At 41.1% G+C, this 12,884-nt stretch carries 15 protein-coding genes and 1 riboswitch; of the genes, 4 read left to right on the forward strand and 11 right to left on the reverse strand.

All coding sequences use genetic code 11. From position 1 onward, the window contains the following. Nucleotides 1–152 precede the first annotated feature (152 nt). Nucleotides 153–839, reverse strand: a complete 687-nt coding sequence (locus BK120_RS12475) for a GntR family transcriptional regulator (RefSeq protein ID WP_076267836.1) — start codon at nt 837–839, stop codon at nt 153–155. Nucleotides 840–964: 125 nt separating this feature from the next. Between BK120_RS12475 and BK120_RS12480 the strand changes: the two genes are divergently transcribed. After that, entirely contained in the window at nt 965–1,261 is a 297-nt protein-coding gene (locus BK120_RS12480) for a DUF3055 domain-containing protein (protein ID WP_179089790.1), read from the forward strand. A gap of 50 nt (nt 1,262–1,311) precedes the next feature. After that, complete coding sequence (locus BK120_RS12485; protein ID WP_076267837.1) at nt 1,312–1,590, forward strand: hypothetical protein; 279 nt, start codon at nt 1,312–1,314, stop codon at nt 1,588–1,590. Between the two features lie 171 nt (nt 1,591–1,761). Here BK120_RS12485 and BK120_RS12490 read toward each other — a convergent pair whose 3' ends face one another. Next, nucleotides 1,762–3,117: a dicarboxylate/amino acid:cation symporter gene (locus tag BK120_RS12490; protein ID WP_076267838.1), complete on the reverse strand. Its 1,356-nt coding sequence runs from the start codon at nt 3,115–3,117 to the stop codon at nt 1,762–1,764. 309 nt (nt 3,118–3,426) lie between these two features. Continuing rightward, nucleotides 3,427–4,203 carry a phytanoyl-CoA dioxygenase family protein gene (locus BK120_RS12495; protein WP_076267839.1) on the reverse strand — a complete coding sequence of 259 codons (777 nt, stop codon included), beginning with the start codon at nt 4,201–4,203 and terminating at the stop codon, nt 3,427–3,429. A 125-nt stretch (nt 4,204–4,328) separates the two neighbouring features. On the opposite strand from BK120_RS12495, the gene BK120_RS12500 reads away from it, so the two are divergent. Further along, a complete protein-coding gene (locus tag BK120_RS12500; protein ID WP_076267840.1) occupies nt 4,329–5,216 on the forward strand; it encodes an AraC family transcriptional regulator in 888 nt (295 codons plus the stop codon). Between the two features lie 20 nt (nt 5,217–5,236). Here BK120_RS12500 and BK120_RS12505 read toward each other — a convergent pair whose 3' ends face one another. The 7 genes from BK120_RS12505 to BK120_RS12530 all read right to left on the reverse strand — a co-directional run bounded on the left by BK120_RS12505 (nt 5,237) and on the right by BK120_RS12530 (nt 11,839). Beyond that, a complete protein-coding gene (locus BK120_RS12505) occupies nt 5,237–6,001 on the reverse strand; it encodes a metallophosphoesterase (RefSeq protein WP_256710877.1) in 765 nt (254 codons plus the stop codon). 109 nt (nt 6,002–6,110) lie between these two features. Next, nucleotides 6,111–7,916 carry an ABC transporter ATP-binding protein gene (locus BK120_RS12510; RefSeq protein ID WP_076267842.1) on the reverse strand — a complete coding sequence of 602 codons (1,806 nt, stop codon included), beginning with the start codon at nt 7,914–7,916 and terminating at the stop codon, nt 6,111–6,113. 20 nt (nt 7,917–7,936) lie between these two features. Beyond that, the gene (locus BK120_RS12515) at nt 7,937–8,395 is read right to left on the reverse strand and encodes a lasso peptide biosynthesis B2 protein (protein ID WP_076267843.1); all 459 of its coding nucleotides are present in this window, start codon (nt 8,393–8,395) and stop codon (nt 7,937–7,939) included. Nucleotides 8,396–8,410: 15 nt separating this feature from the next. Next, the gene (locus tag BK120_RS12520; RefSeq protein WP_076267844.1) at nt 8,411–8,719 is read right to left on the reverse strand and encodes a lasso peptide biosynthesis PqqD family chaperone; all 309 of its coding nucleotides are present in this window, start codon (nt 8,717–8,719) and stop codon (nt 8,411–8,413) included. A gap of 3 nt (nt 8,720–8,722) precedes the next feature. Further along, nucleotides 8,723–9,646 (reverse strand): aldolase, encoded by a 924-nt coding sequence (locus BK120_RS12525; protein WP_076267845.1) that lies wholly within the window; start codon nt 9,644–9,646, stop codon nt 8,723–8,725. Nucleotides 9,647–9,738: 92 nt separating this feature from the next. Further along, a complete protein-coding gene (locus BK120_RS34895; protein ID WP_144376745.1) occupies nt 9,739–9,882 on the reverse strand; it encodes a paeninodin family lasso peptide in 144 nt (47 codons plus the stop codon). A gap of 16 nt (nt 9,883–9,898) precedes the next feature. Beyond that, nucleotides 9,899–11,839, reverse strand: coding sequence for a lasso peptide isopeptide bond-forming cyclase (locus tag BK120_RS12530; protein WP_076267846.1), 1,941 nt, complete (start codon nt 11,837–11,839; stop codon nt 9,899–9,901). A gap of 406 nt (nt 11,840–12,245) precedes the next feature. Between BK120_RS12530 and BK120_RS12535 the strand changes: the two genes are divergently transcribed. Next, the gene (locus tag BK120_RS12535) at nt 12,246–12,578 is read left to right on the forward strand and encodes a helix-turn-helix domain-containing protein (protein ID WP_076267847.1); all 333 of its coding nucleotides are present in this window, start codon (nt 12,246–12,248) and stop codon (nt 12,576–12,578) included. A 14-nt stretch (nt 12,579–12,592) separates the two neighbouring features. On the opposite strand, the gene BK120_RS34900 is transcribed toward BK120_RS12535, so the two are convergent. Further along, nucleotides 12,593–12,754, reverse strand: a complete 162-nt coding sequence (locus tag BK120_RS34900; RefSeq protein ID WP_144376746.1) for an anti-repressor SinI family protein — start codon at nt 12,752–12,754, stop codon at nt 12,593–12,595. A gap of 16 nt (nt 12,755–12,770) precedes the next feature. Next, nucleotides 12,771–12,854: riboswitch (cyclic di-GMP riboswitch) on the reverse strand. Nucleotides 12,855–12,884: the final 30 nt, after the last annotated feature.

A 12,884-nucleotide genomic window follows, 5' to 3' on the forward strand; every position in this document is an offset into this window, starting at 1 on the left:
TCCATCTCCTTAGTCATTTTTCTTAACTGATAATACTAGTATACAATTAATTCAGACAAGTGCATATGCCTTTTTTATATGAGTATATATTGCAAAATCAAAAAAACAGCCGACATCTCCTATGAGGCTGCCTGCCGTTTCATTGTACATGATTACTTAAAATACGCGGGGTGTTTCTCTTTCAGCTCATCCTTCTCCAGTTGAAAACGATTCAAATGCTCATGCATCACTTTTTCCGCCGCATCTGCGTCCTTGTCCTTAATTGCCGCTACGATTGCACGGTGCTGGCTCAAAATAATATGCCAATCATCGTTTGCAGCAAGGCGCAGCATCCTCACCCTCTGGTAATGGGCGCTAAGCTCTTGAAGCAGCTTCCAAGTGCGGAGCTTCCCACATCCGATGATAATCGTTTTGTGAAACTCATCGTCGAGCTCAAACAATCGCTTATAGTTTTTTTCTTCGATACAGAGCTCTTGCAGGGCAATCAAATTTAGCAGCTGCAGCACTTGTTCAGCCTTAAGCTGCTCGCATGCCAGCCTGACGATCGTACTTTCCAGCGTTTCCCGCACGAAACGCGACTCTTCCACCATATCCAGATCAATAAGAGAAATAAATGAACCTCGCTGTGGTATCGTTTCAATAAGTCCCTCTTGCGAAAGCTTAACGAATGCCTCTCTGATGGGTGTTCTGCTCACCTTCAGCATTTCGATTATATCTTTTTCTGAAATAAAACGGCCCGGCTCCAGTTTCAAATCCAATATATCTGATTTCAGCTTATCGTATACATAGTCACGAATAGATCCTTTTGTATCACGCGACGATTCGGAATTGTAGTTCATATCATTGCATCCCTCCTGATGGCACTGCTATTACTAATGTACCATAGCTTGTATAAACTGCAATAAGCCAAAGCAGAACATAATATTGTATAATGAGTGTATTAATGAATTGGAGGCTATACTTTATGCTGTTGCCTGATTTTGATTTTATGTCCGATTCCACGGAAGAAACGTCTACAAGATACGTCACTTTTATTGGACCTAGCTTGAAGCGATTTGACCTTGCTATTACTTCAACTAGCCGTTTTTACGGCAAAAAACTAATTACTGACCTTCAATTTGGCAAAACAGCGATTATCGGTCCTGATGACCTTGAAGAGGAAGGGTATCTTGAACATACGTTTAAGCTGACAGAAGAAGAAGCGGCTGAGCTCGCTCAATTCTTATACTTTGTTGTTGGAACGGTGCATTTTACCGATTAATCAGGGTACACTGAAATGGTAAACTAATACCATTTGAGAGGAGTCTGCTGATGGATCGATTTGTTCCTGAAAATCGCCAGCCCTATACAGATGTATCAACAGTAGAATCGCAGCGCAACGATCTCATTCCGGAGGAGTTTCCGGATGGACCGTATGGCTCTGATCTGCTGATGGAATCGCTAGGAAAAAGTACGCCTTGGAGAGTGGATCAGCGACCATCCAATCGCTTCGCTTATGAGAATCGAGCGCTTCATGCAGGATTGCCTCGTGACTATCCGGGTGAAGATGAATACGACCATGATTTTCCTGAAGTACATGATGAACCTTAAACCAAGCAAAAACGCCTTCGGCGTCCTTAGACGCTGAAGTAGCTTTGACGGTGAAATATAAGATAAGTATGAGAAAATTATATACTTTCTTATATTTAAACAAAGCCCTTGGATAACACGTCATATCACGTGTTTCCAAGGGCTTTTTTCCAAGCTTATTTATACTTTGGTTTATGCAGGATTAAGCTCTAGGTCATCTTCGTCACCGCGGTTGAATGCTTCACGATCGAATTCGCCTTCGGAATCTGCTACAAGCAATGCAGTAACCGTAGTACCCGTAGCATTAACAGCCGTACGACCCATATCAATTAGAGATTCAACAGCAACAACAAGTGCAATACCTTCTAGCGGTAAGCCAACTGCTGTCAATACAACTGTTGTCGAAATGGAAGCTGGACCTGGTACGCCTGCTACACCGATTGATGAGATTACGCTAACAAGTACGATAAGTACATAATCTGTTGCAGTAAGCGATACACCGTAAACTTGTGAGATGAATACCGCTACAACAGCCGGCCAAACCCCGCCGCAGCCGTTAAAGTTCATTGTAGCGCCAAGCGGTGCTACAAAGCTCGCGATTTTTGGTGAAATGCGAAGGCGCTTCGTAATAACTTCAAGATTGACCGGAAGCGTTGCAAAGCTGCTGCGTGTTGTGAACGCTACCGCAACCGTAGGATATGCTTTTTTGAAAAATTTCAAAGGATTAACCTTAGCGACAAAAGATACAAGGCCGCCAAAGACGAATACAAAATGCAAGAGCAATGCGATATAAGTTACAAGAATTAACATGGCAAGCGGTTCGAGTGTTTCCCAACCATATCTAGCAGCCATAACTGCAATCAAGGCATACACACCATACGGTGTAAAGCGAAGAACGAACTTAACAACCTGGTGCATAATTACGGTTGCCGATTGAATGAACGCTTTGAACGGTTGAACGGAATCTGGATTTTTTGCTCCTACCTTAACGATTGCGATAGCAATGAATAGTGCGAAAATAAGAATTGGCACTACTTTACCCTCTGCAGCATCGTTAATCGGATTCGAAGGCACTTGATCCAATATCACTTTGAAAAAGCTTGGAACTTCACGCGCTTCAAAATTTTCAGGTGTTTTAAGCTCAAAGCCTGCACCCGGATTAATAGCAGATGCTACTAGAAGTCCGATAATTGCCGCTACACCTGTCGTTGCAAGAAACCAACTAATTGTCTTAACGCTAAGCTTGCGTAGAAACTCAAGATTCGTAATCGAGATAATACTGTTAATAACGAGAACAAATACGAGTGGAATAACGATCATCTTAATTAAATTAATGTAGATGGAGCCAATCGTACCTACGCCTTCAGTATCTAGTTTAAAGTTGTTAAAAATGATACCTGCCACAAGGCCAAGGCCAAGTGCGACCAATACCCTCGTTCCGAAGCTTACTCGTTTTTTGGCCATAAAATAAAGACCGCCAAGTATTATTGCTGATACAACTAAACTGATCCAGTTTGTTTCAATTGCTGTCAATAAATTATTTTCCATAATACAACAATCATCCTTTCTGTCTACACATTATGATTAATAGCAAAAATTAACTCTTAAAATCAATTTCGTTTTAATTCCGATAAGAATACTCTACTTTGCAGAAACAAATATATCATCGTTCTCAAACTTATGTCAATATGATTTTTCCACAGCTTCCAGAGAAATATTCGTTTAGCTTTTTGGAGTTTCGATACTATAAATATGTAGAGCTCTTTCAAGTATTACTTCGCACAAAAAAGAGACGTATAACAACCTTTTGCATCCGGTTGTATACGTCTCTTTGTGGCGTAACTTCAGTATAATTAGTTACTCCGTAATTTCAAATTTTGGTTTAACATTGTTGAAATCAAGATTTTCTCCGCTAACCATAAGGCCCATGCCCCAATCAAAATGAGTATTTACAGAAGGCTTGTCGGCTGCATCACGATATTGGAACAAAACGTTTCTTCTCGTTCTGTCACTGCGGTTAACATCCGATCCATGAATCGTCAAATAGTTGAAGAACAGCACATCCCCTGCTTTCGCCGGGCAAAGCGTTCCAGATGAAATTGGATATTCCTTATGGTTGAGATAATGTCTTCCCACATGATTCAGCGGACCTTCCAAATGAGAACCAGGGATAACCGCTAAGCAGCCATTTTCTGAATCGGCATCATCAAGATGAACGCTTGCAGCAAGCATCGAATGGTCGTTATGAGGGAAATATGGATAATCTTGATGCATAGGAAATGCTGCTCCGTTTGCAGGCGGCTTCACAAGCATTTTGGAGTGATGAAGCTGTACATTGGGACCGATGATTCCGTTCAGTACGGATACCATATTCGGATGAATGACTGCCTTAGTAAAGGAAGCATCATGATAATGCACATCATGGAAGCCTTTCAGAACAAGCTTCTTAAGCTGCTCTGGCGGGAGGAAATCTCCTTGCCATGCGTGGTTATGATCTGCCTGAGCGAGCGCCGCTCGTTGAATAACCCGCTCAACAGCTGCTCTCATCTCAACTACCTCATCATTGTTAAACACGCCTCTAACTAGCAAGTAACCATTTTCTTTATAAAATTGCACATCTTCATTAGTGATCATGTTCATTCCCCTTATCGTATAATTAATGTGAATATGGTTTAATTATAGATAGGATATAGTGCAATCGTATTTACCTGTTAACGACATAATTTTGCATTATTACGCCATAGGAGCTGATCGTTCATATGTACGTTTGGTCAAAAAGCGAAGAACGCTTAAATCGATATGCAAGATTGCTGCAAGGTGAGAGCGTGACCATCCATGTTTATTATTGGGGAGCGGTACCAAAGCTAGTTGCAAATGCTGTTCATAAGCATTCTTTTTTTGAGGTTTGTTACGTGGCTGGAGGTACGGGAATTTATGAGGAGGGTGGAACGGCTTATCCTCTGCATGAAGGCGTGCTTTTTTGCTCGCGGCCAAATATCCGTCATCAAATAAGAGATGTAGATCAATTGGATTTATTATATGTTGCCTACGAGCTCGATGAGAAGCTTTCTAAGCCGGATGAATTCGAATATTACAATCAGTCTTTAAACAGCGGCACGATTTGGATTGAAAACCAGCAGCATTCTCCCACAGCTCAAATTTGGAAATCGCTGCTCATTCCAAGCGAAGAAATGTTCGCTGTGCCAATCGCCTTGCTGAATCAGCTGGCACATGCCTTGATCCTAACGTTTCCTACAATTGTAGGCGGGAGGAACAAAAGTACAGAAATCATTTTGCCCGCTTCAAATGCAGCTATCCTCATTAGCCGCGCAAAGCTGTACATACGCGATAATTTAGGCGCTAATTTGAGCTTATCGGAGGTTGCCCGCTACATTAATGTGTCGGAGCGCCATCTATCTAGACTTTTTTCGCAAAGCGTTCATGAATCGTTCTCCATGCTTGTTAGACATGAGCGAGTCCGCGTGGCGGAGCAGCTGCTATCACAAACAGCAACGCCGATTAAAACCATCGCTGAGCGCTGCGGCTTCTCATCCGTACATTATTTCTCCCGAACGTTTGCCGAAGCAAAGGGCATTCCTCCAGCTGCCTTTCGTGAGGCCAGCCGCAGAAATACCGATGATGACTAGTTGCATCTCTGATTCATTGATTATAGGTCATGAATCGTAATCTCGCTTCTGACCATAAACCTTGCGTTAACGCCTGCTTGACCGATGCCTTTGGAAATGTAAAAGGAGCCGTCCTTATTGTGATGAAGGCCTTTGTAGATCCCTTTCACGGACAACGGACCCTTTGGCTTTAATGCAAAAAAGAACGGCACGTTCAGCTGCTTCCCATGCAGATGACCGGCCATTAAATATTGAAAAGGGCGATTAATTTTTAGAACGACATTAGGATCATGCGTCATAATGACGACAGGCTTGCTGTCATCAATACCTCTAAATGAAGGTAAGATTCGGCTATGATGAGAGCTGTCATCGTCAATTCCGACAAGCTGAAAATCATCAAGCATGACATTCTCGTTACGCAACACCTTAATCCCATAAACGCCAAATAGATCGAGCAATTTCTTTAAACGCGGAAGCTCATAATCATGGTTTCCGAGCACTGCATAGACAGGTATTCCGCTGTCTGCTATAGCTTTAAGATAATAGCCTACCCGCGTCAAATAGTGTTCTTTATACGTATAATCGCCGGTCAGAAAAATGTAGTCAGGCTGCACAGAGGCAATGACATGCTGAATTCGCTTTGCGCTTATGCGCAGCCTGTCTACATGCAGATCGCTTATTTGCAATATGCGTTTGTTAATGCCAATGGGATGTGTAATTTTTTCGATTTTCAACCACTGGGTTGGGAGGATAAAGAGCAGGTACAAGAGAAGCACGGTTATTCCGAGCGTTAGTATAATAGCCAAATGTGTCCTCCTAATCATTGAAACTAATTCTGAGTTAATCTATCCCAAGGAGTAAATGCCTGTCCTTGTCATGAACTTCACTACTCTAATTAGTATAGTAAAGTTACGCCTATAAAGCTACTTGCAGCTGGTTGCCTAATAAACGGCTGAACAGTCCTTTTTTATCCTCAGCGAGCATGATGAAATGGCCGGTTTGCACGATTTTCCCATTTTCCAACACGATAACCTGATCTGCATTCCGAATGGTCGATAGGCGATGAGCAACGACGATAACGGTCATTTTTCCCTTAAGCCGCTCTATAGCTTCTTGAATTTTTGTCTCGTTCAAGCTGTCTAGTGCACTTGTAGCCTCATCCAAAATAAGGATAGATGGCTTTCTTAATATGGCTCTAGCCAAAACGAGTCTCTGACGCTCCCCGCCTGATAAACGTATTCCACGATCCCCAATAATCGTATCGATGCCATCCGGAAGCTTGCGAACAAATTCAGCTGCAGAAGAGAACTCCATCGCTTCCCATATTTGATCTTCCGTCGCATTCGGATCGATTAATATCAAGTTATCTCTAATCGTCCCATGGAACAGAAACGGCTCCTGCGGGACATAACTGATTGATCTTCTTAACGACAACAGATCCTCATCTGTAAGCGTCTTGCCGTCAATAAGCACATGACCAAGTTCTGGCTTCATGAGTCCCATCATTAGATCGATTAAAGTGCTTTTCCCCGCACCTGACTGTCCAACAATGGCAGTCATGCCATTAGCAGGGATGCTCAGATTAATAGCTTCCAGCGTGTACTCCGGCTGCTCCTCGTCATAACGAAAATAGACATGGCGGCATTCGAGCTGGTGTTTGAGTCTAAGCGGGCGAATATGTTCTCCACCTAAAAGTTCCTTATCATTAAATTCTCTATTTTTAATACTTTCCTCCTGCAGCTCCATTAAAGCTTTAAAAGCCGGCAACGATGATGCAATTTGTTCCATATTGGCTTGAATACTTGTAAACCGAGGCCACAAACGTGAAAAGATGACCATGATGAGCAATAAATAGCCACCTTGGCTCTGAAAGAGCATAATGGATCCAAAAACAAAAACAGCAATCATTATAGCTGAAAACAGCTTGTAAAAGAGTTGCGAATTGCTCCGCACCTTCGAGTTTTCATATCTTTCTCGAGCAATGTCACTCGACCAATTCAACAACCAGCGATATCGGGATGATTCAAGCAGGTTGCTTTTAATATCTTTCATTCCATTAAAATGATCCGTAATACCAGCTAAGTAGTTTTGCGACAGTTCCATTGTTACACTGCCAATTACTCTTGATTGCTTAATAAATCTTCTAGAGAGAAAAGCAATAACAAGTCCGCAGCATAAAACAAATAAGGTCATCTTTACTGACAAAAACAAGGCTATTCCAATCTGAATAAACGTAAAGGTCATTGAAGCAATTAATTGTAAAGATAAGAAAGCACCATTTGTCACACGAGAAAGTTCACTCGTAAAAGAATTTATGAGATCAGTTTTCCTTTTTCTCATGAAAAAGCCCCAATTTGCTTGCAACAATGCGAGATAAAGCTCTAAACGAATTTGATTAACAAAGCCCGTATGTATTCTTATTTCTCTTAAGCTTAAATTACGTCCAATAATACCCTGTACGGCAACAATTAAAATATAAAACGATAAAATAATAAATAGTGCTCTTTCTTTTGGAAGCTCTTGCAGCGATTCTAGTAAAGATAGACCAGGGAACGATGCCAGTGGGATGTCAACAATCCCGATCACGCTAAGCAGTGGAGCTAACAATAGAATGCTTGCGCCATCAAGCAGTCCCACGAGCATCATACCAAATAGATTCAAATATAGAATCTTACCCCCATATGCATGCAGCTTTTTGGAAAAATATATTAGATGATTCATCGCTTCATCACTTTCCATCTTTAGGAATAGGTTACATTAGCAAACATACCGGTGACCGTAAATCGATGCATTTCCTCTGATCCCGTAATAAAGATGGATCCACTTCGCAGCCAGGCATGAGCAATCAGCTTGCCAGCTTCATCCTTTGTTGTACCCAAATAAAGTGTACTGCTTATATTACGTCTCTCCAGCATTTGCATGCCGGCTATTGCTCGAGCTAAACATTTACTATCCCAAGGCGTATTCCTGCTTGCAACTTGAAGAATATAACGTATTTGAACTAACATTTTTCTGTGTTCATCTGTAGCATGAATTTCAGTCTCTTTCATGTATTCGCCTAGAGTAGGCGCTATCTTGGAAAATGGTTGATTAAAGATTCGAATCCGGGCAGTACCTAGAAACCAGGTTGCTTCTACTAATAGAAAAAGAGTTTTAAAATCTAATGAAAACAATGTTCTCAATTTCATTAACTTTCCCATATCATCACCATATATTTATTCCTTTATATAAATAAGACGTTCTTCTAGTAGATGCGACAAAAAAGAGAGTACTTGCTCCTCACAAACTTCTCTAGCAACTTCAAATTCTTGCAGCAACGCATCAATTACATTTGTGATGGTTACAGGCTCTTTAATCAGAACCCATATTTGGCTGCCCATTAATCCTAAATTGTAATATTTCCCATTGTTAATGCTTAATATAACCTTTTCTCCACCCATATCGCTTACGATGTTGTTAGTATCTTGCACTATCAGTTGTTCTAGCATTAATGCTTGAATGGCAGTCGTTTGACTTTTAATCATCTTCTATTCCCCCATAGATATCGTTTGTAAAATAAGTTCGACAAGCTCAGGAGCTGTAAACCCATTTATTGGTCTTTGAAGCGTATAAATAGGCAACGCCTCACCTATGGAAGCAGATAAGGTAAAATGCCAACGCGTCAAACCTAACTTTTCCACTAAAAATTGTCGGTAAGTATGCTGAAATAAAACATCTAGGCGAGCAAGCTTTTGGACAGGAAGCACTGCCACCTGTTCGGACTCTGTTGTTATAAGCTCGAACACACCTCCGAGCGGCAAAGCCGTTGAACAAAAACTCGATTCGACTGGAAGACAAAATTTGTTCTCTCTACCAAAAATGGAACGAAGCTCTTCGTTGTTTACACCAAATGCGTCCAAACTTTGTTGCCATAGCTTTTGCTGTGGATAGGCTGGTATAACGAGTGTCGCTTGTTCTGGTGATGCTTGTGAAACAGCAATGATATCATCACTCAACAGCGAATAACCTCTTTGGATAAATGCTGACGCTAATGTCGACTTCCCAGCGCCTGAGCGACCAACAAATGCATATGCTTTGCCATCGATAGCTATTGCACTGCCATGCAATGGGTATATGCTGCGTTGCAGCAATAATGCACCTATACAGGTCCCAAGGACGTAGAGCCGAACGAGATCCTCATCAGCTCCAGCATGAGGAGATACGATGATCTTATTCCCATTTTCAATCCGAAAAATCCCTGAATCAGGCATATTTACGGTTACGACTTGTCGATCAACAACAAAATCATATGGCTCCTGTTTAAAGAAATCTGCTAAGGAGTAATCAATTGTGATCTCCATGTCGATTTGCTCGCTGCTTTCTAAAATAGGAGTGAGCTCAGGTAATGAAATCTCACTTTCAATCGTTAGTCCAAATGCTCTATACACCTTTTTAGTTTCCGTTAGCAACAATGTTCTCACTCCGTCAGTTCATTGATAATAATTAGAAAGTCCTTATACACCAACTGTATAAGGACTTTCCTCTCCATAAAATGCATAATTTCTTAGCTTGTAAAGCGTGGTTTTTCATCATGTTTTCCTGGTACATACGCCTCGTCCGTTAGAGGACCGTTGTGAGTAGAAGCCGCTGTCATATGTACTTGAAGAATTTCTAGCTCAGGTCTATTCCATTGTTTCTTCGCTTGCATAATTTGTCACCTCCCTTCAATTCAATTTTTTAAGAAAACGATACACGATTAAGCTCCGCATCAATAATCTATAATTCGGATCGATCGCAAGTTTGGATTGAGCCCCTTCCTCAAATCCTGCTAGCGCTGATCGGACTACCTTACCGTCAACAAATTGCATAAACGCTCGATCCTGACTCATTTGTCTCAGTTCTTCCTTAAATTCTTGCCACTTTGGTCTCATACGATGGACCCAATCCGCTCCTTGAACGCCTCTAGTCCGCTGATTTAACCTCACCTTGTCGGGAAGCAGCGTATCGGTAGCACGCCTGATCAGTGCACGATCCATTCCATTCTGAACGTACTGATCCTCTGGCAGAGACAAACAAAATCGAATGACTCGGACATCGTTGGTTGGGTCTCTCTTCCATAAAGAGTATCTTAACGAAAGTTTCGTCGAAACCGTATTTCCAGCATTCCAATGATAAACTTCGTCAAAATGGCTTTTTCTTTCATCGTACACATTTTTCGCTGCAAACCAGCCTGATTCATCAATTCCATATTTGCCCAGCCGGTTAAATACATCTGTCCTCTTGGCGAATTCAGGAGATATGATCATAGGATAATGATAAGATTCTCCTACTGATCGTAAATGTTCAATAAACGGAAAAGCAGCACGGCTGACATTTGAAAATACATGAGCACGACCAGAGCCAATGTTCAAACTATACTGCCGCATTTCGCGAAGCAGTTTGATCCATCTCATTTTTTTCAACAACGTAGCGTAATATGGAATGGCAGCTCCCCACGAAATTGACAAATTGCCTCTGCCTCCATTAAGCAGCACACCTACACCTTGCTCCTCTGCTTTCTCGAACATCCCTTTTATCCAAAAAGAGTTCTCAAAAAACTTATATGGCATTTCGTTTATATCTAGAAAGCCATCGATTTCAGAGTAAGAGTCACGCCCACGGAAATCCAAGTAGTGCTCCTCAATACCTCCAACATGCTCCACGGTGGATTCAATAAGAGGTCTCTCATTAGTAATCATTGATTTGTGTGTATAATCAACAAAGTCGCTTGTCGGTACGTAGCTGAACGTGTGCAGACTTTTATTTTGCGGTCGCAGTGTCTTTGAAGCAAAGCCAACAATAGAGCCTGAATCCAAACCGCCGCTAAGCTGTGCTCCAACATTACGATGTGTCCGCAGCCTTGAAGTAACTGCTTGTTGAAACACATCCTGAAACGCCTCAACGTATTCATCATTTGATTTAAATCGTACGACTTCATCTGATCTGAGTTGATGATATCTTGCAAGAGTAACTCGCCCTGCAGTTATCGTTATCGTATGAGATGGAGGGATCTGCTCAATATTCCGATAGGCCGTCTTGGATGCATCCGCAACGTCAACCATGCCAGAAATAGCTAGAAACTCAGCAAGCCATTGTTCATTTAACAACCTCTCCTTGCCCAATAACGTAAGTAAGGGTTCAATTGTTGTACAAAAGGCAACACGCTCATTATTTCGATGATAATAGAGCGTACGACCTCCGGAGAAGTCTCTTGCACCAAACAGCTTCTGTCTTCTACAATCCCAGATTAGGAAGGCGTAATCACCAGCTAAATAAATAGGTGTTCTATCCCCCCATTTATCATAAGCTAATAAAATTAGCTCGCTATCGGTCATATTTCTTCTTAATTGCTGCTCTACTTCGAGTCGGTTGAATAATTCTATGCGGTTATCAATAATTGCATCCGCAGTTATAACAAGCCCTCGTTCATCATCCAAAAAAGGATTACGTTCATTGATCGACTCTGGTGTAATCCATTGATTATGACAACCTAAAAATATATTATCGGCATGCCAAGCTTGAGCTGTATTGCATGGAAACTGAGATAATGCCTCCATTAAAGCATCGCCCTGCTGCCATGCCAAACTTTGCTTGCCGGTATGAAACACTCCTGCGATGGCGCTCATCGTGGCCTCCGGGTGGATATAGAATTTGTTTTATTTACGTACTTATTTCAAAAACAAAACCTTTACTTTGCAGTTCTTTATAAAGAACATATTTGAATATTACACCTGAAATAAACCTTTGTCAATGACTTTTCTACGATAAATTGCAAAAAATTCATAGTTTTTGTTCTTTATTAAAAACAAATTGTCGATTACTTTCTTACATTAGTAACTTACATTAAAAACATTTTCTGAAAGTCAATATCGTGGTTTAATAAATAAAAAAATAACCACTCATTATTAAAATAAGTGGTTTTAATGTTTAAATAAAAAAATAAGTGCGTTATAGCTAACAACCTTTCGTAATTAAGAATAATTCGTTATAATAGAAATAGTCTACAACGATGTGATAACGGAGGAATTTGTTATGATTGGAGAACGCATTCAACTGCTGCGCAAGAGAAAGGGCCTATCCCTTACAGAGTTATCCCAACGGGCGGGCGTCGCTAAATCTTATTTAAGCTCCATTGAACGAGGGCTCCAGCAAAATCCTTCGATTCAATTCCTCGAAAAGGTAGGCGCCGTATTGAATGTGACGGTTGAAGATTTTTTGAATACCGATGAAAAAAATGATCGCAAACCCGACAATTTAGACAACGAGTGGGCTGATTTAGTAAGAGAAGCTATGGCTTCTGGTGTGAGCAAAGATCAATTTAAAGAGTTTCTAGAATTTAATAAATGGAAAATTAAGCGCGAATAGCGCTTTTTCCACTTTTATACAGCTGTTACTTGTACATCATTATCCTTACTTTCTTCAAGACAAAGCAATACTTTCCTTACTTCATCCTTGCTGAATCCCAAAGAACGTGCTTTCATGATTAATGTTACCCATTCCATATCCAATTCCTGAATATCTTCTGCTTTAGCTAGTACCATTTTCCCATGTCCCCCATTCATTTCAGGACGGTTGCACCACTGACTCCATGCGTTTAAGGTGCCCAGATACTAAACGCATTTCAACGTCTCCCATGCTTGTCATTCGTTTATAGATGTATTATAAATCACC

Source organism: Paenibacillus sp. FSL A5-0031, from assembly GCF_001956295.1.
Lineage (GTDB): Bacteria > Bacillota > Bacilli > Paenibacillales > Paenibacillaceae > Pristimantibacillus.